This window comes from Methanooceanicella nereidis (genome assembly GCF_021023085.1).
In the GTDB taxonomy this organism is placed as follows: Archaea; Halobacteriota; Methanocellia; order Methanocellales; family Methanocellaceae; genus Methanooceanicella; species Methanooceanicella nereidis.
This window is the reverse complement of record NZ_PGCK01000012.1, coordinates 97,529-118,922: the sequence shown is the minus strand read 5'-3', so window position 1 is coordinate 118,922 and position 21,394 is coordinate 97,529. Positions and strand designations below refer to the sequence as shown.

Annotated in this window: 26 protein-coding genes; 5 read left to right on the top strand and 21 right to left on the bottom strand. The window is 47.1% G+C overall.

Annotation, left to right across the window (positions count from 1 at the left end):
- Positions 1-172: 172 nt before the first annotated feature.
- Positions 173-985: a carboxylating nicotinate-nucleotide diphosphorylase gene (gene nadC, locus CUJ83_RS13625; RefSeq protein ID WP_230742879.1), complete on the bottom strand. Its 813-nt coding sequence runs from the start codon at positions 983-985 to the stop codon at positions 173-175.
- Between the two features lie 53 nt (positions 986-1,038).
- Between nadC and CUJ83_RS13620 the strand changes: the two genes are divergently transcribed.
- From CUJ83_RS13620 to CUJ83_RS13610, 3 genes are all read left to right on the top strand, one after another.
- Positions 1,039-1,851: an aspartate dehydrogenase gene (locus CUJ83_RS13620; protein WP_369424397.1), complete on the top strand. Its 813-nt coding sequence runs from the start codon at positions 1,039-1,041 to the stop codon at positions 1,849-1,851.
- Between the two features lie 53 nt (positions 1,852-1,904).
- Positions 1,905-2,255 (top strand): hypothetical protein, encoded by a 351-nt coding sequence (locus CUJ83_RS13615; RefSeq protein WP_230742877.1) that lies wholly within the window; start codon positions 1,905-1,907, stop codon positions 2,253-2,255.
- Positions 2,256-2,417: 162 nt separating this feature from the next.
- Entirely contained in the window at positions 2,418-2,648 is a 231-nt protein-coding gene (locus CUJ83_RS13610; RefSeq protein WP_230742876.1) for a hypothetical protein, read from the top strand.
- A 617-nt stretch (positions 2,649-3,265) separates the two neighbouring features.
- Here the strand turns inward: CUJ83_RS13610 and CUJ83_RS13605 are convergent.
- From CUJ83_RS13605 to CUJ83_RS13555, 11 genes are all read right to left on the bottom strand, one after another.
- Positions 3,266-6,079: a DEAD/DEAH box helicase gene (locus tag CUJ83_RS13605; protein WP_230742875.1), complete on the bottom strand. Its 2,814-nt coding sequence runs from the start codon at positions 6,077-6,079 to the stop codon at positions 3,266-3,268.
- Between the two features lie 57 nt (positions 6,080-6,136).
- Entirely contained in the window at positions 6,137-6,385 is a 249-nt protein-coding gene (locus tag CUJ83_RS13600; RefSeq protein WP_230742874.1) for a type II toxin-antitoxin system HicA family toxin, read from the bottom strand.
- The gene (locus CUJ83_RS13595; RefSeq protein ID WP_230742873.1) at positions 6,363-6,572 is read right to left on the bottom strand and encodes a hypothetical protein; all 210 of its coding nucleotides are present in this window, start codon (positions 6,570-6,572) and stop codon (positions 6,363-6,365) included. The genes CUJ83_RS13600 and CUJ83_RS13595 overlap by 23 nt, the downstream gene beginning before the upstream one ends.
- A 198-nt stretch (positions 6,573-6,770) precedes the next feature.
- Positions 6,771-7,385 carry a peptidase associated/transthyretin-like domain-containing protein gene (locus CUJ83_RS13590; RefSeq protein WP_230742872.1) on the bottom strand — a complete coding sequence of 205 codons (615 nt, stop codon included), beginning with the start codon at positions 7,383-7,385 and terminating at the stop codon, positions 6,771-6,773.
- A gap of 436 nt (positions 7,386-7,821) precedes the next feature.
- Positions 7,822-8,280 carry a GxxExxY protein gene (locus CUJ83_RS13585; protein ID WP_230742871.1) on the bottom strand — a complete coding sequence of 153 codons (459 nt, stop codon included), beginning with the start codon at positions 8,278-8,280 and terminating at the stop codon, positions 7,822-7,824.
- Positions 8,281-8,709: 429 nt separating this feature from the next.
- Entirely contained in the window at positions 8,710-9,888 is a 1,179-nt protein-coding gene (locus CUJ83_RS13580) for an NAD(P)/FAD-dependent oxidoreductase (RefSeq protein WP_230742870.1), read from the bottom strand.
- Positions 9,878-10,057 (bottom strand): DUF362 domain-containing protein, encoded by a 180-nt coding sequence (locus tag CUJ83_RS13575; RefSeq protein WP_230742869.1) that lies wholly within the window; start codon positions 10,055-10,057, stop codon positions 9,878-9,880. The genes CUJ83_RS13580 and CUJ83_RS13575 overlap by 11 nt, the downstream gene beginning before the upstream one ends.
- Positions 10,054-10,551, bottom strand: a complete 498-nt coding sequence (locus tag CUJ83_RS13570) for a GbsR/MarR family transcriptional regulator (protein WP_230742868.1) — start codon at positions 10,549-10,551, stop codon at positions 10,054-10,056. The genes CUJ83_RS13575 and CUJ83_RS13570 overlap by 4 nt, the downstream gene beginning before the upstream one ends.
- Positions 10,552-10,757: 206 nt before the next feature.
- A complete protein-coding gene (locus tag CUJ83_RS13565) occupies positions 10,758-11,147 on the bottom strand; it encodes a hypothetical protein (RefSeq protein ID WP_230742867.1) in 390 nt (129 codons plus the stop codon).
- The gene (locus CUJ83_RS13560; protein ID WP_230742866.1) at positions 11,134-11,427 is read right to left on the bottom strand and encodes a hypothetical protein; all 294 of its coding nucleotides are present in this window, start codon (positions 11,425-11,427) and stop codon (positions 11,134-11,136) included. The genes CUJ83_RS13565 and CUJ83_RS13560 overlap by 14 nt, the downstream gene beginning before the upstream one ends.
- A 1-nt stretch (position 11,428) precedes the next feature.
- Positions 11,429-11,803, bottom strand: coding sequence for a hypothetical protein (locus tag CUJ83_RS13555; protein WP_230742865.1), 375 nt, complete (start codon positions 11,801-11,803; stop codon positions 11,429-11,431).
- 109 nt (positions 11,804-11,912) lie between these two features.
- Between CUJ83_RS13555 and tmk the strand changes: the two genes are divergently transcribed.
- Complete coding sequence (gene tmk / locus CUJ83_RS13550) at positions 11,913-12,536, top strand: dTMP kinase (protein WP_230742864.1); 624 nt, start codon at positions 11,913-11,915, stop codon at positions 12,534-12,536.
- Here the strand turns inward: tmk and CUJ83_RS13545 are convergent.
- From CUJ83_RS13545 to hisF, 4 genes are all read right to left on the bottom strand, one after another.
- Positions 12,533-13,273, bottom strand: coding sequence for a DUF7544 domain-containing protein (locus CUJ83_RS13545; protein ID WP_230742863.1), 741 nt, complete (start codon positions 13,271-13,273; stop codon positions 12,533-12,535). The two genes, tmk and CUJ83_RS13545, sit on opposite strands and share 4 nt — an antisense overlap.
- 75 nt (positions 13,274-13,348) lie before the next feature.
- On the bottom strand, positions 13,349-14,524 hold the full coding sequence (locus tag CUJ83_RS13540) for an APC family permease (RefSeq protein ID WP_230742862.1): 1,176 nt from the start codon (positions 14,522-14,524) through the stop codon (positions 13,349-13,351).
- A gap of 125 nt (positions 14,525-14,649) precedes the next feature.
- Positions 14,650-14,937 carry a MazG nucleotide pyrophosphohydrolase domain-containing protein gene (locus CUJ83_RS13535; RefSeq protein WP_230742861.1) on the bottom strand — a complete coding sequence of 96 codons (288 nt, stop codon included), beginning with the start codon at positions 14,935-14,937 and terminating at the stop codon, positions 14,650-14,652.
- Between the two features lie 4 nt (positions 14,938-14,941).
- Positions 14,942-15,763: an imidazole glycerol phosphate synthase subunit HisF gene (gene hisF / locus CUJ83_RS13530; RefSeq protein ID WP_230742860.1), complete on the bottom strand. Its 822-nt coding sequence runs from the start codon at positions 15,761-15,763 to the stop codon at positions 14,942-14,944.
- Between the two features lie 62 nt (positions 15,764-15,825).
- Here hisF and CUJ83_RS13525 point away from each other — a divergent pair, with 62 nt between their 5' ends.
- The gene (locus CUJ83_RS13525; protein ID WP_230742859.1) at positions 15,826-15,978 is read left to right on the top strand and encodes a hypothetical protein; all 153 of its coding nucleotides are present in this window, start codon (positions 15,826-15,828) and stop codon (positions 15,976-15,978) included.
- A 278-nt stretch (positions 15,979-16,256) separates the two neighbouring features.
- Here the strand turns inward: CUJ83_RS13525 and CUJ83_RS13520 are convergent, their stop codons facing one another.
- From CUJ83_RS13520 to CUJ83_RS13500, 5 genes are all read right to left on the bottom strand, one after another.
- Positions 16,257-17,258, bottom strand: a complete 1,002-nt coding sequence (locus tag CUJ83_RS13520; protein WP_230742858.1) for a DUF7544 domain-containing protein — start codon at positions 17,256-17,258, stop codon at positions 16,257-16,259.
- A gap of 205 nt (positions 17,259-17,463) precedes the next feature.
- The gene (locus tag CUJ83_RS13515; protein WP_230742857.1) at positions 17,464-17,607 is read right to left on the bottom strand and encodes a hypothetical protein; all 144 of its coding nucleotides are present in this window, start codon (positions 17,605-17,607) and stop codon (positions 17,464-17,466) included.
- 5 nt (positions 17,608-17,612) lie between these two features.
- Entirely contained in the window at positions 17,613-18,233 is a 621-nt protein-coding gene (locus CUJ83_RS13510) for a V-type ATP synthase subunit D (RefSeq protein ID WP_230742856.1), read from the bottom strand.
- Positions 18,234-18,247: 14 nt separating this feature from the next.
- The gene (locus CUJ83_RS13505; RefSeq protein WP_230742855.1) at positions 18,248-19,624 is read right to left on the bottom strand and encodes an ATP synthase subunit B; all 1,377 of its coding nucleotides are present in this window, start codon (positions 19,622-19,624) and stop codon (positions 18,248-18,250) included.
- Between the two features lies 1 nt (position 19,625).
- Positions 19,626-21,365 (bottom strand): ATP synthase subunit A, encoded by a 1,740-nt coding sequence (locus CUJ83_RS13500; protein ID WP_230742854.1) that lies wholly within the window; start codon positions 21,363-21,365, stop codon positions 19,626-19,628.
- Positions 21,366-21,394: the final 29 nt, after the last annotated feature.

Sequence of the window (21,394 nt, the reverse complement as noted above, 5' to 3'; positions counted from 1 at the left end):
TCGCCTTCGTGCGCTTCGTGGTTAACAGTCTAGTGTACCTTACTCGCCTTCGTGCGCTTCGTGGTTAACAGTCTAGTGTACCTTACTCGCCTTCGTGCGCTTCGTGGTTAACAGTCTAGTGTACCTTCGTGGCCTTAGTGGTTTACTTTCACGATCATTTCGTTGTCCTTAATTAAATTGTTATATCCATGCTTATATCGAGCCATTTGGCATCTCTTGTCAGTGCGCCCAGTGAAATGACATCAACACCGGTCTTTGAATAATCCGCCAGGTTATGTATAGTGATGCCGCCCGAGGCCTCCGTTATAACTTTCGGGTTTATCTTATTGACTCTCATGACACCTTCCTTGATAACATCTGGCGCCATGTTGTCGAACATGATGATGTCCGCGCCGAGCTTTGCGGCCTTCTCGGCATCTTCCAGCGACTCGACCTCTATCTCGATCTTTTTGGTGAAGCTTGCAACCATTTTTGCCTCGGATATCGCCCTTTCGATGCCCATTATGGCAATATGGTTATCCTTGATCATCACAGCAGACGAAAGGTCATACCTGTGAGTATCCCCGCCTCCGAGCTTAACGGCCTTTTTCTCGAGCTTTCTGAGGCCGGGCGTGGTCTTTCTTGTCGCGGCGATACGCACATCCCCTGCAAGTGACACACATTCTGCCGTAAGCGTGGCAATGCCGCTCATCCTGCCCAAAATGTTCAGCGACAGGCGCTCGCCTCGAAGCATGTCCGCCGCATTACCCCCCACTTCGATCAGCACGTCGCCCTTTTTGACCTTACTGCCGTCGTCTATGAGCTTTTTAGTCTTCAATCCCAGATGCCCGAACACCTGACACGCCTCCTGCGCTCCGGCCAGTATTCCGTCCTCTTTGCAAATGATCTTCCCAAAAGCTTTTACTTCGGGAACTATCCCGTTAGAGTCGTCGTCTTCGCCCAGGTCTTCTTCCAGGAACCTGTCCAGTTCATAAGCGGTCAGCATTTTAACACCGTAAATGATTTTAGCAATCAAGATATATGAGACCTGCGAGAAGAATGTTCAGGATCGGTATAGTCGGCACAGGCGCCATAGGCAAGGAGATCGCCAGGGCAATTGATTCGGGCATCGTACCTGCAAAGCTGGAAGCGATATGGGACAGGGACGAGGAGGAGGCAAAGAGCTTTGCCGCCACCTTAAAGTCTAAGCCCAAGGTGCTGCCGCTAAAAGAGCTTGTGGAGGAATCCAACTTCGTAGTGGAGGCCGCTTCACAGGCCGCGGTAAAAGAAGTAGGAATAGCTGCCCTTGGCGCAGGCAGAAGCGTCATGATAATGAGCGTAGGAGCGCTTGCCGATAAAGAGCTTTTGGAAAGGCTAAGGTCGCTCGCGAAGAACTGCCACTGCAGCATATACGTGCCGTCCGGCGCAGTATGCGGGCTCGACGGAGTGAAATCCGCCTCAATTGCAAGGATCGACACCGTGACGATAACAACACGTAAGCCGAGAGAAGGCCTCAGGGGCGCGCCGTTCATAGTTAAGAATAACATCGACATCGATAAGATCACCGAGCCGACGACCATCTATACCGGCCCGGCGTCAGTGGCGATAAAAGAGTTCCCGGCAAACGTCAATGTCGCGGCATCTTTAAGCCTTGTTGGTATCGGTTTTGACAGGACTATAGTGAACGTCGTGGTAGACCCGACCATTAAAAGAAATATACACGAGATAGAGGTCAAAGGAGAGTTCGGGGAGCTCAAGACACATGTAGAGAACGTCCCATCGGGCTTTAACCCGAAAACGAGCTATCTGGCCGCGTTATCGGCTATCGCTACATTAAAACAGGTCTGCGAGCCGCTAAAAATTGGCACATAAAGAGATATTATTATAAGTAAGTGTTATATATTTATAAAAATAATTATATAGTAATGTCTCTAGACACTTACCTCCCTGCAGGCAAAGGTAAGTACCTGATCGGAAGCCTGCCGAACGGCAACGGCAGCCTGAAAAGATTTTACTATTTTATGCCGGACGACCGTACCCACGTAAGGATAGGTTTCCTTATCGTCGGCAGCGGGGATTATTACACGTCAGATTATCTGGACGTCATAGTTTTTCAGCCGGAGGACTCGTACGAAGAGGTCGAATACGGAAGCTACACTGTAGTCAAGCCTGAGAGATATCACCGCATTGTTGAGCTATGTAACGAGGATTGTACAAAGAGATATAAGGTCTTTGAACAGCCTAAACTGGGCAGGTTCAGGTTCATGCTGGTATGATTCAAAGAGCGTAAGAAGCGTTTATACTTATTAATTAACCATATGTTTTAAAACAGTTTTTTTATTTGATTACTTACACATTACTTGTTCTTTTTTTGGATTTTGTATAAATATTTGAATAAAAATAGAATGGTAGAGAAAGCCTTTATCAGGAGGAGTTAAATGAACAAGAGATTATTGGCAGTAAGCATTCTTTTGATCGTATCACTAGCAATATCCCTCAGCGGATGCACGAGCAGCCCTGGCGTCAATGAAACTGTACCGCCTTCGAATGACACGGGATCTTTGACCGGAGATAACACGACGATGAAAGAATCCGTGAATCAAACCGATATGGCGGTCGATAACGCATCATCCGGCAATGTGCCGCCGGTGACTAATGCTACGTCATAGTTTGTATTTATCACTTTTTTGCTTTTTCAGATCGATGTTCTTACGTTGTTCCTGTCGGATGGCAGGTAGGCACGTAACCTCACAAAAACACGAAAACACAAATTTTTTTATATGATTTTTTAAGGTCACGAAAACCCTAAGGTTTACTCACTAAACCACTAAGGCTCTAGTATCACCGTCAACGCTCAAAAGTCCCAAATGCACGGCTTAATGCTCGAAGTGCTCTAATCCACTAACGCTAAAACAAGACCCGAACATTCTCCAAGGGCACGAAATTTTAATTGCACGGTTGACGTTTCACGATCGATATAATCCTTGATGTGATCAGGGGTACTCAAACCGGGATATTAAATTTTAGTGTTTTTAGAGAATGTTCGGGTCTTGTTTTAGCGTTAGTGACTTAGAGAGGTTAGTGCGTTGAGCCGGGCGTTGGGGATGTTAGAGCGTTGACGGTGATACTAGAGCCTTAGTGGTTTAGTGAGTGATTTTTTGTGATTTAGAGACCTTAAAAAATCATATAAAAAAATTTAGTGGTTCTGTGTTTTTGTGAGGTTACGTGCCTACCTGCCATCCGACAGGAACAATTAAAAAAGCTCAAAAAAGAATAGCCATATTTTTCAAACCCAGAAGCGTTTTGTTCTTACGTAATCCCTTTCGGCCCTTAGAATATCCCTGTAAAAGTCTTCTTCGTCATCCCGCAGCTTTCTAATGACACGGGATGCCGTATCCGGCCCTATGCCCCGGGAAGCCAGCGCTATCACAGCGGTCTTACCGTGAGACAGCACAAGGTTCGCGTTCCGGTATACCCTTTTAACTTTTGTCCGGTCTTCCTCTGATTTTAAAGTCGCGGCTTTCTTCACAAGTTCCATCTCGTCCTTTTCCCATGGCTTTAACGCAGCGATCATCTTTGAGCCGCAGATCGGGCACTCCGGAGACTCGTCGACGTTCATGACCTTTTTCTTTGCGGAATATTTCTGGCACGTAAGACAGAACAGTAGGACGTGGTCGTTCATTATCCGGTCCTTTAGCGCCATTATAATGGAACGGTCTGCAGTCTCTGGCGCCATCAGCTCTCTTCCACCGGTGAAGCCCGCATTACCGATAGGGCTTAATCGTCCCGGTATAAGCTTGATCTCTTCTCTCCTGATCTTTTCGAGCACCATCTTGGTCATGTCGATGTCCAGCTTATCGTGGAATATTTCGCGGACAGCCTCCTCGTACATCGGTGTGCCTTCGAAGACCTTCAGAAGTTTTTCCATGGAAATGCGCTCGTAGTCCACATCTTTGGATAACGCGCCGAACTTCCTGGCGACGTGCACCATCTTCCATTTTAAAAGTATCGTGTTCTTGAGTGTCTTTTCAATGATAGGCTCTACATATATGGGTTCGAGGTCCTTTATCATCTTGACGATGTCAGTCGCTCGTATGCGCCGCGGCAGTTCAAGCTTTATCCTGTATGGGTCGATCTCCATCGCAACGCCGCTGCCGAACTTTGACGCGAGCAATGCGGTTATGACCCTCCCCAGCGTCTCGTTGACCTTATGCCCGAAACAGGCGTTGATCATTATGGTCTTATCCTCATCCTCGACGACGACCTTTTTGTCAGTAGGCACAGGGAAATTATCAGCTATCTGCTTTCTGACATATTCGACGAATTTTCGGGCGGTGTACTCATCGGTCGGGTAAGCCGACATTATTTTATCCACAGCCTCTTTCACAGAGGCGTCGGGCATCTCCTCGACGATCCTTCTTATAGCGCCGACTTCCATTGCCACGTTGAAAGGCACCGGTATCTCTTCGCCCGTCCAGGACGGCACTTCACCCTGCGGGTTCTCTATGGGCTCGACCTTGACACGGTCCTCGGTGACTTCCACTATGCGCCACATCTCGCCTTTAGTGATGAATATCGAGCCTAATTCTGCAAAGTTAATGACGAATGCCTCGTCAAGAGTCCCTATCTGGCGTCCGCTGATGACGTCGTATACGTCATACCGCTTTTCGTCGGGTATCATGGAAAGGTTTTCGAAGATGTACTCTCTGGTCTTGCCTTTCTTGTTTATCATGCCGTTTTCGGGGTTTACGAAGATAAGCCGCTCTTCCATAAGCTGTTTGCAGACATCGTCGAATTCCTTTCTGGATAGATCCCTGTATGGATACGCCTTTCTTACGATGCTCAGTACTTCTTCGGAACTGATGTCGCCGTATTCGAGCGCCATGGCGCATATCTGGTTTGCAAGGGCGTCGTAGGATTTTGTGTGAAGGTCCATCCGCTCGATCTCGCCTTCGTGGGCGCGGCGAGCGATAGCCCATGCCTCCGCCGAGTCGTCTTCGTTTATAGTGATGATAGTTCCTGTGGATGTCTCGCCTATTCGGTGTCCTGCCCTTCCGACACGCTGTAAAAGCCTTGAGACCTCACGAGGGGACATGTACTGGATGACATGGTCGATGTCGCCTATGTCGATGCCTAATTCCATGGAGGACGTGCATACAAGAGCTTTGACACGGCCTTCCTTGAAAGAGTCCTCCGCCTCTATCCGGGCATCCTTTGAAAGAGAGCCGTGATGCACCGCGATATTCTCTTCCAGCTTCTTAAACCGGGCGCTGATTGCCTCGGCCGACTGCCTGGTGTTGACGAACATCAGCGTGGACTTGTTCTTATCTATGATATCTATCATTATCCGGATCTGCGCCGCGATATCCGGGTCTGTCAGCAGCTTTCTTGCCATTTGCTTGTCGCTATGGTTGACTTCGGGCTGTGTGACGTGGAAATCGAGCGATTTAGCGATGGATACCTCTACTATCTTAACGTCCCTTTCAGTCCCTGCGAGGAATTTCGCCACTTCTTCCGGGCTGCCGACTGTAGCTGATAACCCTATCCTCTTGAACTTCGAGAATTTGGCCAGCCTCTCCAGCCCTATCGAAAGCTGCGTACCCCTCTTTGAAGAAGCCAGGTCGTGGACTTCGTCGACCACGACGTATGCGAGTGAGCGAAGGTTGTGCTTCATTCTCGGGCCGACGAGCATGGCCTGTAATGTTTCGGGCGTGGTGATCAGTACTTCGGGCGGCTTGAGCACCTGCTTCCTGCGCTCATGCTGTGTCGTATCGCCGTGGCGCACACTTATTGAAATATCCAGCTCTTTCGACCACCAGTTAAGCCTCTTCAGCATGTCCCTGTTGAGCGCCCTGAGAGGCGTGATGTAAATCGCCTTGATGCCGGCACGGTCATCGCCGGACATTTTTAAAATATCGTTCATCACGGGCAGCATGGCAGACTCGGTCTTGCCAGTACCCGTGGGAGCTATGACAAGAGTGTTCTTGTTGTTCAGTATGACAGGGATGGCCCTCTCCTGCGTGTCCGTCGGAGTAGTCATACCGAGCTTAGAAAGAGCTTCCTGTATCCGTTCGTCTAATAGATTAAAAACATTGACCATCTTTGCGAGAATTAAAATATCCTAAAAATATTTAGCCTTTCTTATCTTGTTGAAAAATCAATTGCCGGACAATAATTCGACCAGTTTTTCTTTTTCAACGATATTACGCTCCGATACTCTTGTCAGGATACTGTTTAAAGTCCCTTTATCAAGTTCATCGTGTAAGGGCACCTGTATCGAATGTTCGCCTGTCACGGTCAGTTTCTTAAGTGTCAGATGACTTCCCTTTTGCCTTACTTTTTGATACCCGATCTTTTCCAGTAGCCTGACAGCATCATACCCGCTAACAACTGGCAGTCTCGGCAAAAGTACCAGCCTTGTATTCGGTTATTATGGTGACATCTTTTATCGATACATCATAATAGCATTCGATAGCTTCGATAATGTTATGCATCAGTTCTTCCAGATTTTTACCCTGAGTAAAAATATCTGCATCCATACCTTCTGCACATAGATATTTTTCACCACGATATACCCTGATCCTGACTTCCATTAACGAAAACTCTCCCTGATTAATGCTATTAATGGGTCTATCCTTAAATACTATGTTATCACTCCATAAACTTAATTTCATAAAGTAGTATTTAACTTCTGCATGACACCATGTTGAAAATATTCATGATACTAATGTGAAAACATAGTTTTTTATCCTAGAGAAAAATCAAAAAATTAAAAAGGATTATTTACCCTTTTAATGCCCTGATGCGGGTTCTGCCGCACTCATGCCGGGTGTAAGCACATACTTCCAGGTCATGTCCTTGTATACTATCAGCAGGCCCGTAGAGTCTTTGTAACCTTCTGCCTTGAACTTAATTAGATACAGTCCTGGCGGGAAGTTGTCCAGCTTAAGCTCGCCGTTCGCGTCAGTCTGGCCCGCGACAAAGTCGCCGAACATTACCGAGACGCCCTCGACGCCGTGCTTAGTGTTCTTGTCAGTGACGGATACGGTGATGTTCTTACATGGGTAATCAGGCACTGCCTTAAGGACGACCGGCTTGTGCGCGAAGTCTACTGTCTCCACAATATCCTCGATACCTTTCTTTGCGATCTTTATAGTATGGTTTCCTGCCGTCGGTGCCTGTTCAAAGGTGAAGTTACCATTCGAGTCGGTCTTGCCTGCGAGCACGTCATCGATGTAGACGCTGGCGCCGGAGATCTTCCCGCCGGTCGCGCCCATCATGACTGTGATGTCCGGCTCCTGCTCATGAGTGACTGCATTACTGCTGGCGGATGCCATCGAGACCGATGCAGAAAGCAGGAGGGCCGAGGCTATCAGTATAATGAATAATTTCTTTACGTTAGACATATCGGATCCTTCTTTAGTAAATTATATGCGGATAATGTAATGACCGTCAATGAAAATAAATTCTTCCGTTAATTGTTAATAGCATACATTATTTGATCCACATTAAGATAAACGCTTTGAGATTATTTTTGACATGTTAAACATTTAATTGATAAAGGATATTCCCCTTATCTCACCACTAAGGCAACTAAGAAACACTATATTTCACCACAAAGTACACAAGGGCAACAAAGGAACACAAGCCTAACCACAAAGTACACAAGGGCAACAAAGGAACACAAGCCTAACCACAAAGTACACAAGGGCAACAAAGGAACACAAGCCTAACCACAAAGTACACAAGGGCAACAAAGGAACACAAGCCTAACCACAAAGTACACAAGGGCAACAAAGGAACACAAATTTTTTTAAAAAAGATAGGATAGTATTTTTAAAGTTAGTAGACTATCCGAGAAATGCCATCCCTGAGATGTGGAGTGTTAAAATTCACTATTAGCCCTATCCTGTTACCGGATAACTTCAGGTAGGTTATCAATTGTGATTTATGGACAGGTAATATAGACTCAATAGACTTGATTTCAACAATGATCTGATTCTCGACCAGTAAATCCAGCCTTAATCTGGACCCTATCCTAACACCCTTATAGTTTAAAGGAATATCGACCTGAGATTCCGAAAATATCCCCCGTAACCTTAACTCCTCAAAAAGACAATCCTCATAAACACTTTCCAGCAAACCCGTCCCTGTTTCAGAATGTACACTAAAACAAGCATCAATAACTTCTTTCACTATTCTTTCAGTCCCCTCAGGGATAGGACGATACTCTCGTGCTTTTCTCTCACTAAGAACATTTTCAACAAGCCTTTTACCGGAATGTTTCTCATCGAAATCCATGATCAATCACCAAATAATCATTATTATATGCAAAATTATGAGATAAAGTCTTAAACATTAACAATGACCAAACCGAAAATAATAAAAAAATAGTGTACCCTGGTTGCCCTCGTGTACTTAGTGGTTAAGCTAGTGTACCTTAGTAACCCTCGTGTACTTAGTGGTTAAGCTAGTGTACCTTAGTAACCCTCGTGTACTTAGTGGTTAAGCTAGTGTACCTTAGTAACCCTCGTGTACTTAGTGGTTAAGCTAGTGTACCTTAGTAACCCTCGTGTACTTAGTGGTTAAGCTAGTGTACCTTAGTAACCCTCGTGTACTTAGTGGTTAAGCTAGTGTACCTTAGTAACCCTCGTGTACTTAGTGGTTAAGCTAGTGTACCTTAGTAACCCTCGTGTACTTAGTGGTGAAAAATAGTAGTATTGTAGGAACTCAGAAGAGCCCTACAAGTTCTTTTAATACCATCGGGTTGCGCTTAACTACCTCAGTCAAAAGCTTCGGTATCGAAATATCATCAAAGCTTACACCCTGCAGCGAGTGCGCCACCGCGTTCATGGTATTGTCGCTAACGCCGGTCACGACTTCCTTGACCTTATAGTTGCGGTCAAGCATCTTGCCCAGCTTTTCCCTCGCCTCATGATCATACTTCGAGAGTTTAGCCTGAGACACGTCCCCGGCCTTTATGCATTCCGCTATGACCTTTCCGGCTATGTCACCGCTCTCTAAAGCGTTTATGATACCTCCGCCAGTGATCGGGTCAGATACATGCCCTGCATCTCCCACTAACACCAGTCCATTAACGGAGAGCTTCGGCAGCATTCCGCTTACAGGAACCGCACCTACGACGGTCTCGATGATCTTGCCTTCGGGGAACTTCCACTCTGCGAACTCCCTGATATACTCTATCGGGTGCTTGCCCTTAAAGTGGCTTCCGAGCATGCCCATTCCGACATTCGCTTCCCTCTTGCCTTTCGGGAATACCCATACATATCCGCCCGGCGCATACTTGCTGCCTATGTAGAATTCGCAGTATGTCGGGTCTATGTCGATGTCAGTGATAAGGAACTGTGCGCAGGTCTCGATGTCCTTCGGCTTCAGGGCGGTGTTTATACCGGCCCATCTTCCGACTCTTGACTCGACACCGTCTGCACCAACTACGACTTTAGCGCGGGCCTCGAACTCTGTGCCACGGTACATCCCTTTTATGCCTTTGACGTAGCCGTTCTCGATGATGAGCCCTCTTGCCTGGGTCTTGACCTGAACCTCTGCGCCTGCCTTTGCGGCGAGCTTTGCGATCTCGCGGTCGAATATCTTTCTCTCGAGGACATAGCCTACTTCGTTACCGGAGTGTTTCTCGGCTAATTCAACCATTGTGCCGTCCGGAGAGTATATCCTGGAGCCGGTCACTTCGGCGCATATCCATCTCTGGTCCGGCTCTATGAATTTTGATATGCCCTCTTTGCCCACGCCTTCTGCACACCTGACCGGGTCGCCTATCTCTTGCCTCTTTTCTATAAGAAGGACGTCCAGTCCTTCGGATGCCGCTGCGCGTGCAGCCTGTGATCCTGCCGGGCCGGCGCCTATGACTATTACGTCATACTCACTCTTCATCTTCCACCAGCTCCAGCGCGCCCATCGGGCAAATCTTCGTACATATGCTGCAGTTGCTGCAGTTCTCATCGATCTCGATGAACGTCTCTACCAGGTCAATGGCGTTCTTCGGGCACACGCTTACGCATGCCCCGCAGTAACCGCACTTGAATCTGTTAACGGTTATCACTTTTTTTCCTCCAGTGGGACTTCCAATAATCTTTTAAGATATAATTCTAAATCTCTGAGCTCTTTCTCGTAGTTCTGCACTATCTCGATGTGCCCCTGTGCGAAAGGCTCGTCAATGGCGGCCATGTTATTCTTGCTGGTCTCCAGCCTGTTCAGGACCACCATTACATAGTCGTCGTGTATAGTCTTCAGGATCATTTTCATGATCTCGTCAAGGTCTGCTTTGCTAGAATAATAGTTTTTCCGGCTATCCTGCCTCTTTTGCTTGTAGACAAGACCTACCCTGACAAGGTCATCCAGTGCCGAGCTGACTGCCGGTACCGAATATCCCGTGAATTCGCCGATCTCATCCTGTGTCAGCGCATCCACTGAGAGCATGATGGCTCCGAACACCCTGCCGTGCAGGGGCCCGAGACCACGGACCTTGAACAACGCCTCGAAAGTGCTTAGTATAGCATCTCTTTCCTTGAGTATGTCAGAGTACGTTTTGGTCATCTATTGCTTAGATACCTGACAAGTATTTAAATTTTTTGAAAATTCAGAAATTACAAAAATTTACTTTTTAATGGAATAAAACAATGATGCTCAAAAAAGGGCATTAAAGAGCGAAAAGTATTGTTTATTGTAAGTTATGGTGGGAAGCATAAATGGTCGAAGGAGTATAAATAGTTTACATAGATCAATAATACAAGATCCGGGCATTATATCATTTTAAGCTTTTTCAGTAACTCTTCAGCTTCCATAGCAGCCTTTTCCCGGGATGGCAGCGCAGGCAGAGGCTCCGGGTCGATAAAATCCGCTTCACAGGGAGCTATCCCCGGTATATCATTATCCATGCCGGATACTCGAACGAGTATTAACAAGCCGTCGACACATGACACATGTATAGAGTATCCCTTAATGTAGGCAGACATTTTATTCAAAGTGCCTTTCATGACACCTGGAATATCACCATACAGGCGCATCATGCCCAAGACAAGTTCAGGTGGCATGCCTTCGATAAAAATTTCTTCTGCGCCATTATATATTGCCATGCCGGCATATCCGTCTATAGACCTTACCGACTCGACGATCATTTTATAGGATGTCATCTTCCCCCGCTCCTTGAAAAACATACCTGATCCACTCCGAAGCTGCGAACATCGAAGCGCCGCATAAGATCATGCTCATGCATAAAATGGTGTAACTTAACATTTCGGATAGAGGATAGAATATCGATAAAACAGGTAACATCGCAGGTATTGATAGAAAAGTGACCGATAAGAGAAAATACTTGAAAATATTGTTGCCAGTATGCTGGTAATTTCGATAGAAGACAAGTATGCAGGATAATGCTAATACGGGTATGATCATTTCCACCAGACTTACCAAGTCAATCACCCGCCTTAGAATGAAAAGATAGCGTGGAAAGCCCCGAGATCAATAACAGTAAAAGCGAGATAATGAACACCGGATAAAAATTTAAAGAGAGATGCACGGAAAGGATCAATGCAAAGCCTGTTGAGCAGCATGATAGAAAGGAGATATGCATAATTTTGAAAGACATGCGGCCCCCGGAACGCAGGAATGTCTTGTTTATCGCAGAACAAAGCGAGAACGTGCCTATTATCATGGCCATTCCGGCCACATAGCTTATCAAATGGACATTATTGTTATGCGGATAAACGGGATCGATAAAAACAGCCATGAACGATCCGGTCATAATGATAGCAGATCCTGCAAGTTTCCAAAAAAGCGTTACCGTCATAATTATTTCTATTGTTAATAATGAAGCATTTAATAGATATATTTTTTCATTATAATGAATATAAGTTAGGAGAGATGCCTTTATAGTTTATCAGGTCAATGAAGATGGGATGACCCGGTCTATAAGAGGATACTTGATCAGCATCGAAGGCATTGACGGCGCAGGAAAGTCAACCCAGGTAAAAATGCTAAAGGAATGGCTCGAAAAAGAGGGGCATAATGTCGCACATCTTAAAGAGCCGACACAGGGACAGTACGGCAAAGAGATATACAGGCTTGCGGCCGAACATATGCTTCCCGGGCCGGAAGAAGAGCTGAGGCTGTTCATGCTGGACCGTAAAGAGGACGTCGAGAAAAATATCCTTCCGGCGCTTAGATCAGGGGATGTCGTGATAATGGACAGGTATTATCAGTCAAATATGGCATACCAGGGGGCAAAAGGGCTGAATCCGGAAAAGATAAGGGAGGAGAATGAAAAGTTCTCGCCGGTGCCCGACCTCATTATCGTGCTGGACATCGATCCAAAGAACAGCATCTCAAGGATAGTTAATAACAGGAAAAGCGCTTTAGATCATTTCGAAAGCGAGAACTACCTGATCAAGGTCAGGGAGATCTTTTTAAAGATAGGAGAAAAGCCTAACGCTGCGGTCATAGATGCATCAGGGAAACCTGACGAGGTACACGGGAAGATCGTAGATACGATAAAAAATAAATTACCTGAGCTATCCCCTTAACACTTTCTAATAATAATCGGCATCATATCTTTCACGGCATTTTCCGTATAGTACCCGTAAAATGCCGATATAGGCACCGACAATATCATTGAGGATAGGAAAGCCAGCGCGCCAAGGATCGTGACTATCGCCAGTCCTGAAAAGGCAATTGATCCGACATCCGCGGTCCCTGCCTGTACTTCTGCAGTGATCTTTAGCATCACTATTATCGCTTCTATCATCATCGGCATGAAAAGCCCTAATATCACTGTCATGAACGAGATGTCCAGCAGGAGTTTAACGCCCATATATTTTACAGAATCGCCCGGGTTGGATCTCGTATAATTAATGAATTTGCTTACGGCCGTAGTAAAAGAAAACTTGTGCACATACATTAAAGCGAATACGGCGTCCAGCGCCGCTTCGAGGACTATCCCTGCGATAGAGAAGATGAAAAATACGGCCATGTATGCGATAAGGAGTTTCCAGAAACCATCCATGCCGACAAAGATCACGCTGAACGGAAGCAAGAAAGCGGCCGCGATAAGTATCAGCCCCATCCCGGTCAGCAGTCTTGTGCCGCGATAGAACGGCTTTAGCCTCTGCATCTCTAATATCCTGCCGTCGTCGCTTTTCAGTCTCAGGGACGTTACAAAGTAAGCCCGAAGTAAAAAGATAATATCAAACGGCGAGAATAGAAGCTCCTTAATACTTTTACTCGTATTCTTTACAGCCCTGGAAGCCATCGAATCGGACATTGTATCTGAATAGTTCCGGGATTTTAAAAACATGATGGTCAAAGACGATATAGAGTGTTGAAAAATTATAGATCCTCAAGGCAATGACGGGACCAAAAAGGAAAATACAAGAACAGCGATACTGGAAAGAATTCCTATAATTGCTATTATCCTTATTCCCGGCCCTTTAAATGTCCTGAATGCGGCCCAGCACAAAAAGATGTAAGGTATCAAGGTCATGATGACAGATATGCTGGCAAGAAGTACGAAATAGTTTGAGAAAAAAATAAGCCCGGCACCCAAAGCGGTACATGTTATTATGGCGTAATAAGGGACTCCGTTATTACTTTCTTTTGATAAGTAAGATCCTATACCGGCCGCGAAACTTTTCAACACTGTCGCAGTCCCGAGCAGATAAGCGTTAAGGGCTGAGAGCATTGCGATAAGAGCTATGGCGAGAACAAATATACCGGATCCTGCGTAAAATCGTTCCATCACGTAAGATAAGGGGTAATATGTCGACGCGACAGACTCCGCGCCGGCGCTGCCTATCAGCACGAAGTTTACGATGAAGTATATCAGCGTGACTATGATAAAGACAAGCATAAGAGATAACGGGACGTTTTTCTTCGGGTCTTTTACTGACCCGGACGGTATCGCAGATACCTCGAAACCTGTATAACACCAGTATACTATGACGGCGCTGCCGAGAAAAGCAAGGTTGCCTGCAGGCGCGAACGGAGTAAAATTCCCCGTATCGATAAAAGGCAGCAGCAATATTGAAACAAGTATCAGCGGCAATATCTTCAAAGCGGTCAATACATCCTCGACCCATGCGGAGATGACAATACCCAGGAGATTTATGAGACCGAACAGGATGATAATGCCTATAAGAAATATATTTTCATTGATAAATGAGACAGACACGTTCTCCCCTATCGCAGCTGCTATCGTAGCCATGCCAAAAATGCCGGATATCACATAGTCGAGAATGATGAGCCTTGCAAGGCGCCTGTCAAAGGCCTTAAAGAATAATGTATAAAACGCGCCGCTGATAGCGTATTTTGTCGATAACAGTGTAAGGCACGCTAACACTGCCCCGAAAGATATCGAGCATAATACCCATGAAAGCAGAGAGCTTGGTCCGGCCATCTGTGCCGCGACAGCCGGTACGACGAATATACCCGAACCTATGGTACCGCCGACTCCCAGTCCTACAAGGTCTAAGACGCCCAGCGACCCCTCCCTATCAGCAGTTGATCTCGACCTCATCATATACATTTTACAATGACATGGAAAAATAGTAAACCCGCATTAGATTCAGAAGAGTAAAATAATGGCTATTGCATTAAGCGATAAAAACAAAAATTAAATTATATCCCTGTAAAATGCATGTCCTATTTATTGCAAGTACAGGGTATCTGGCCGCAGCGGGGGCATTTCATCGGGTATTTTGACAGGCATGCCTTTTCAACGTCTATATCAAGCATGTTGGCAATTGACACCATCCATGCGAACACGTCGGCCATCTCATGCTCTATCTCCCTTTTATCCTCTTTCCTCAAGGCCTCGGCGAGCTCGCCCACTTCCTCGAAGAACCAGAGCATGGTCTTTTCCATGCCGCGGGTCTTATCGTTCTCGGAATAAAGGTCTTTCATCAGCCGCTGGAACTCGCTTATCTCCATATGCTCACAGCCTTACAGGGATGCCTCTCCCTCTTAATATCTCTTTGACCTCGCCGATAGTGTATTCGCCGAAGTGGAAAATGCTGGCAGCCAGCGCCGCGTCTGCCTCTGCTTTCTCGAAAGCATCGTACATATGATCGACGTTGCCGGCACCGCCCGAAGCAATGATCGGTATCCTTACAGCGCGGGATATCGCACGGGTTATGGGAATGTCGTATCCGTCCTTTGTGCCGTCCGCGTCCATGCTTGTGAGCATTATCTCGCCGCTGCCGAGTTCCTCTACGGTCTTTGCCCACTCTACCGCGTCGATGCCCGTAGGAGTCCTGCCGCCGTAGATGACGACCTCATACCATACGGGGACGCCATCCTTTCTCTCCAGGATATTAACGGCTTTAGGGTCGTCTATGTTCGTGTTGCTCCTGCAGTCAATGGCCGTCACGATACACTGGGAACCGAACAGGTCGGATGACTTCTTGATGAACTGCGGGTCCTTCACTGCAGTAGTGTTGACAGTGATCTTATCGGCGCCCGCGCGGAGAATATTTCGGATGTCGTCTATGGTCTTTATTCCGCCGCCGACGGTCATCGGTATGAACACTTCGTTCGCGGTCCGCTCAATGACATCGATCATTGTCGCCCTGCCCTCGTGAGAAGCGGTTATATCCAAAAACACGAGTTCATCGGCGCCCTGCTCGTTATAGCGGCGAGCCAGTTCCACCGGGTCGCCCGCGTTACGCAGGTTGACGAACTCTACGCCCTTTACGACACACCCTCCGCCTGGGCCGAACGTTACATCAAGGCACGGGATAATTCTTTTTGTGAGCATCAGTACTAACCACGTCGGTTTTATGTTCTAATAGTGCTATATATTTAATGGTGATTCATCATATGTTCGGAGGCTTATTCGGAGCTAAAGAGTGCGCAACCTGTAAAAAGCCTTTGGCGGGTAAGAAGGTTGAGAAGTACGGGGGCAGGAGTTTCTGCTCACACAGATGCATGGATATCTACAAGCATAAGGACCTGGAAAAACTTGAAAAGTAAGAATATATTTCCTGTGCATGTTTTGAGTTTATATCCCGGATAATGCTTAGAGTGTAGAGTGTAAAAATATAACACCAAAACTCTATGTGTCCTTTTCCGTAATTTTTATGTTTAATGTACATAGCATACTTCTTTTAAGTTTTTTCCTGTCAGCAAACAAAATGTAACTGACACTTCTCATGTCAAGTGCTAGATCTAATATTAAAAAGTACTACTGGCCATTAGCACATGACTAAAATCAAAAACGATAAAACTGCATTAAAAAACATAATAAATGTTTAATAAACTACAGCAGTATTGTCCATTTCTTTTAGGAAATCAAGCGAATAATACCTGAAGTAAACTGCCACCGGCATCGATATGAACAGCAGTATCAAAACGCCGAGCAGTATTGCCAGTATAAGCAGCCCGATGAAGAACATCATTAAATATACTGATACCTGCGATAGCGCCGCGGCGACCAAAGCGCTCAATATCGCAACTGCCACCATCAGGAATATGATCGGCAGCATAAGGATAAATAACAGGATGCCAACGACGAACTCAAGCGCCCATCTCGTAAGCACATATACGACGAACTGGTCCGGAGCGCTTTTTATTATCTTCCAGAGGTACTTCCATCCGTCGATAACTCCCATATCTTTAAAGTACATCAGGGGAGCTACGAAATCATAGGTAAAACCTGCGACGATCGTCATCAAAAATAGGAGGACGATAAGCGCAAGCAATGCGAATAAAGCTATGAACGCAAGGAACCATACCAGAAGTATAGCCGGTAATGAGCCAAGTCCGGTGTTAACGGCTGTAACGATAGCGAAAACCATGATGCCTATCAGTATGATCGCTAAAACGATCGAAATGATGACGATGAACAGGTTAAAAAGGAATATTTTAAACCCTCTTCCCATATTCTCCCTGAATGGTTTCAATATCCTTACGTCAAATGTGGTAAGTGCGCGGATGAAAACGAATGAGAAAACGCCTCGTAAATAGAACAATACGAGAGCCAGTATTAAGACCAGCAATATTAAAGCGATTATGGCTATCATCAGGTTAGTATCTGATGATATATCTGACAGTGATCTCCCTATACCTGAATAGTCATCATAGGGGCCTGTTCTGTACTGTCCGGTATTGCTTAAGCGGCTTCCGCTAGAGCCAATAAAAAACACTATTATCGCCAGTTTTATCCATGTTATGACGTTGAACGGCTCAAACAGTATTTTCTTTGTCTTCTCAAACGCTGTTGAAATTGGCGGAAAAGCGCGATAACCGGACATATTAAAATATTAGATTCACAACTATAAAAAAATGATTACAAATAAAAACTTACATTATGTGAAAGAAAAGACATTTTTCTGTAAATGAACCTGATAATACAAAGGAACTAACAGGGGATATTTCACCAGAATATCAATTGGTTAAACAGAATAAAAGATCAAATGTAAAATAATTAAAAAATGTTGGAGTAAAACCCCAACTTTTTCATTCCACAAATAACAGATAGGCCATTATCAGATAGCCGAGCACTAGCATACCCAGAGAGCTGTACCAGAGCACCATGAGGACACGGCCCCTGTTTTCAGGTACATCCCAGAATTCCTCCAGTCTTTTCTCCAGCGTAGTCATAGTGTTTATGCTTTGATCTTTTTAAGACGGAATGTGTTTTCACGTTCCATTTCCTCAAGCCTGAGCTTGATGAACTTTTCAGCCTCTAGAAGCTCCGGGATGACCTTGAACTCAAGCGCGTTGACACGCCTCTTGGTCTTCTCAATGTCATCGAGAAGCTTTTTCATGGCGGATTCGATCTCTGCGGATATGATGATCTGTTCGACCAGTTTCTCGTAAGCTTCGGCGGCCTCGTCTATACGCGAACTGGTGCCTATCACACCATAGCCTCTCTCCTGGAGCGGCTTCTGGATGCCCGAGGATTCGATTTTCGGGACGATGACACCCATCACGTTCTTGCTTTCGAGAGTGATCTCAGGCTTCTCTTTAAGGGAGAACGCAGCCGATGTAACGGCCACATTACCCTCAACGGCTCTGGCAATGGCTATCTTACGGGTCGAATCATCGTAGCACTTCTGGAGCTCGCTCCTTGCGTTCTTTGCCTTCTCCATGATCTCGAAGAATTCCATGATGAGGCCGTCACGCTTCATCTTCAGGAGCTTATGGCCGCTCTTCGAGAGAGCGATCTTCTTCTTAAGCTCAAGAAGCTCGGAACGAGTCGGCTTGATGTTGTCCTTAATAGCCATTTAACCCACCTGTCTTATTTTTTCTTCATCGAGGGGTGATACTTCTCGATGTACTTGTTATCGATCTTCGTAAGGTCGGTGACCGCAAGCATCGTGAGCAGTTCCCATGCGAGGTCAAGGGTCTGTTCGATGGTCCTGTCCTCTTCACGGCCCTGCCTGACGAACTTGTCCTCGAACGCATCGGCGAAGTCAAGGAATTTCCTGTCTCTCTCGGACAGTGCGTCCTTACCGACGATAGCCACGAGGCCTCTAAGGTCCTTACCTTCTGCATATGCCGAGTAACACTGGTCGGACACTGCTTTGTGGTCTTCCCTGGTCTTGCCCGCGCCTATACCGAGGTTCATAAGCCTCGACAGTGACGGTGATACGTTGATGGGCGGGTAGATACCCTTACGGTGAAGCTCTCTCGCAATGACGATCTGTCCTTCGGTAATGTAGCCTGTAAGGTCAGGGATCGGGTGAGTGATGTCGTCACCGGGCATGGTAAGGATAGGCAGCTGGGTGATGGAACCCTTCTTGCCTTCGATGATGCCTGCACGCTCGTAAAGCATCGCAAGGTCGGTGTACATGTAACCGGGGTAACCACGTCTTCCGGGCACCTCTTCTCTTGCTGCACCGATCTGTCTTAATGCCTCACAGTAGTTGGTCATGTCAGTGTAAATGACAAGCACATGCATGTCGTGCTCGAATGCCAGGTACTCTGCGGTGGTCAATGCCAGCCTCGGGGTGATGATCCTTTCGATGGCCGGGTCGTCCGCGAGGTTCATGAACACTACTGCCCTTTCAAGAGCGCCTGTCCTCTCGAAGTCCTTCATGAAGGTCTGCGCTTCTTCTGCGGTGATACCCATCGCACAGAATACTACTGCGAACGGCTCGGTGGATCCTACCACTTTTGCCTGACGGGCGATCTGCAGAGCGATCTCGTTGTGCGGAAGACCTGATCCCGAGAAGATCGGGAGTTTCTGTCCTCTGACGAGGGTGTTCATACCGTCGATGGTCGATATACCGGTCTGGATAAAGTCCTTGGGCTGTCTCCTGGAGTACGGATTGATGGCTGCGCCGACTATGTCAAGCTTCTTTTCGGGTATGATGGACGGTCCGCCGTCGAGCGGCTCGCCTGCTCCCGAAAGTATCCTGCCCAGCATGTCCTGGCTCACGGGCATCTTGATAGTCTCGCCGAGGAACCTTACACCGCTGTCACGGCTGATGCCTGCAGTACCTTCGAAAACCTGGACGGCTACCAGATCGTTTGAGGTGTCAAGGACCTGACCCCTCTTTATGCTACCATCTGAGAGCTGGATGTTGACAAGCTCCTCAAAGCTTACAGGCTCCGTTTTCCTGACGAAAACGAGCGGGCCTGCGATCTCGCTGATTGTCTTATATTCCTTCATTTTAAGCCGCCTCCAGTGACTTGAACTCGGCTTTCATCTGTGCGTCTATGTCCTTGAGGTACTTCTCAAAGTCTGGCTCGAACTTTACCTTTGCCAGGTCGGTCTTGGACTTAAGCGCGAGTATCTTTTGCATGGGCACACCTGCCCCAAGTGCAGCCTTTGCATATGCGCCGAACGTCATGATAGAGTCCAGCATCATGAACTGCTTCTGCAGGCTGCAGAATGTATCGACGTCGTGGTATGCGTTCTGCTGCAGGAAGTACTCTCTGATCATACGGGCGATCTCAAGAGTAAGCTGCTGGTCTTCGGGCAGGGCGTCGGAACCGACGAGCTGCACGATCTCCTGAAGCTCGGACTCTCTCTGTAAGAGCTCCATCGACTGGGCCTTAAGAGTGTTCCACTTCGGGGAGATGTTCTTGTCGTACCAGTCCTTCAAGGAATCCTGGTATAATGAATAACTGTTAAGCCAGTTGATGGCCGGGAAGTGCCTTCTCTGTGCGAGCTTTGCGTCAAGCGCCCAGAACACTTTCACTATACGGAGTGTGTTCTGCGTGACCGGCTCTGAGAAGTCTCCGCCTGGCGGCGAAACTGCTCCGATAACGGTAACGCTTCCTTCCTGTCCCATCGGGGTTATGACACGGCCTGCCCTCTCGTAGAACTCTGAAAGTCTTGCTGCGAGGTATGCGGGGTAACCCTCTTCTCCGGGCATCTCTTCAAGACGTGATGAGATCTCTCTCATTGCCTCTGCCCATCTCGAAGTCGAGTCTGCCATCAGCGAGACGCCGTATCCCATGTCCCTGTAGTATTCCGCTATGGTAATACCGGTGTACACGGATGCTTCTCTTGCTGCGACAGGCATGTTGGACGTGTTGGCTATAAGCACTGTCCTGTGCATGAGCGGGTTTCCGGTCTTGGGGTCGGTAAGGTGCGGGAACTCGGCAAGAACTTCTGTCATCTCGTTGCCTCTCTCGCCGCATCCTATGTAGACCACGATCTCCGCGTCCGACCACTTTGCCAGCTGCTGCTGTGTAACGGTCTTACCGCTGCCGAATGGTCCGGGGATGGCTGCCGTTCCGCCCTTTGCTATGGGGAACAGACCGTCAAGTATTCTCTGACCTGTGATAAGGGGTATGTCCGGCCTTAATTTTTCATTGTAAGGCCTCGGGCTCCTGACGGGCCACTTGTGCATGAGCTTTAATTCAGTGCCGTTCTCGAGGTGGCCGATAACATCTTCCACCGTGTATTCGCCCTCTTTTATGTCCTTGATCGATGTCTCGGGCACATTGGGTGGCACCATTACTTTGTGTAAGATGGTCTTGGTTTCCTGCACGGTACCAATTATGCTTCCGCCCTTGACCTTGTCGCCTGCCTTTACGGTCGGTACGAATTTCCACTTTGCTGTCCTTGACAGACCTGGCGCGGACACACCTCTGGTAATGAAGTTGCCCATCTTTTCGGTCAGTACAGGAAGCGGCCTCTGGATACCATCATAAATTGATGTGAGCAGACCAGGACCTAACTCTACTGATAACGGGAGGCCAGTGTTCTCCACGGGCTCTCCGGGCCTTATACCGGAGGTATTCTCGTATACCTGGATGATGGCCTTCTCGTTGTCGATCTCGATGACCTCACCCATCAGGCCTTCTTTACCGACCTTTACCACGTCGTACATACGTGCGTTAAGGCCGATAGCGGTCACGACCGGACCTGCTACTCGGTAAATTTCTCCAACTTGACTCACAATAACACCTGCTGTTTAACACGATTACA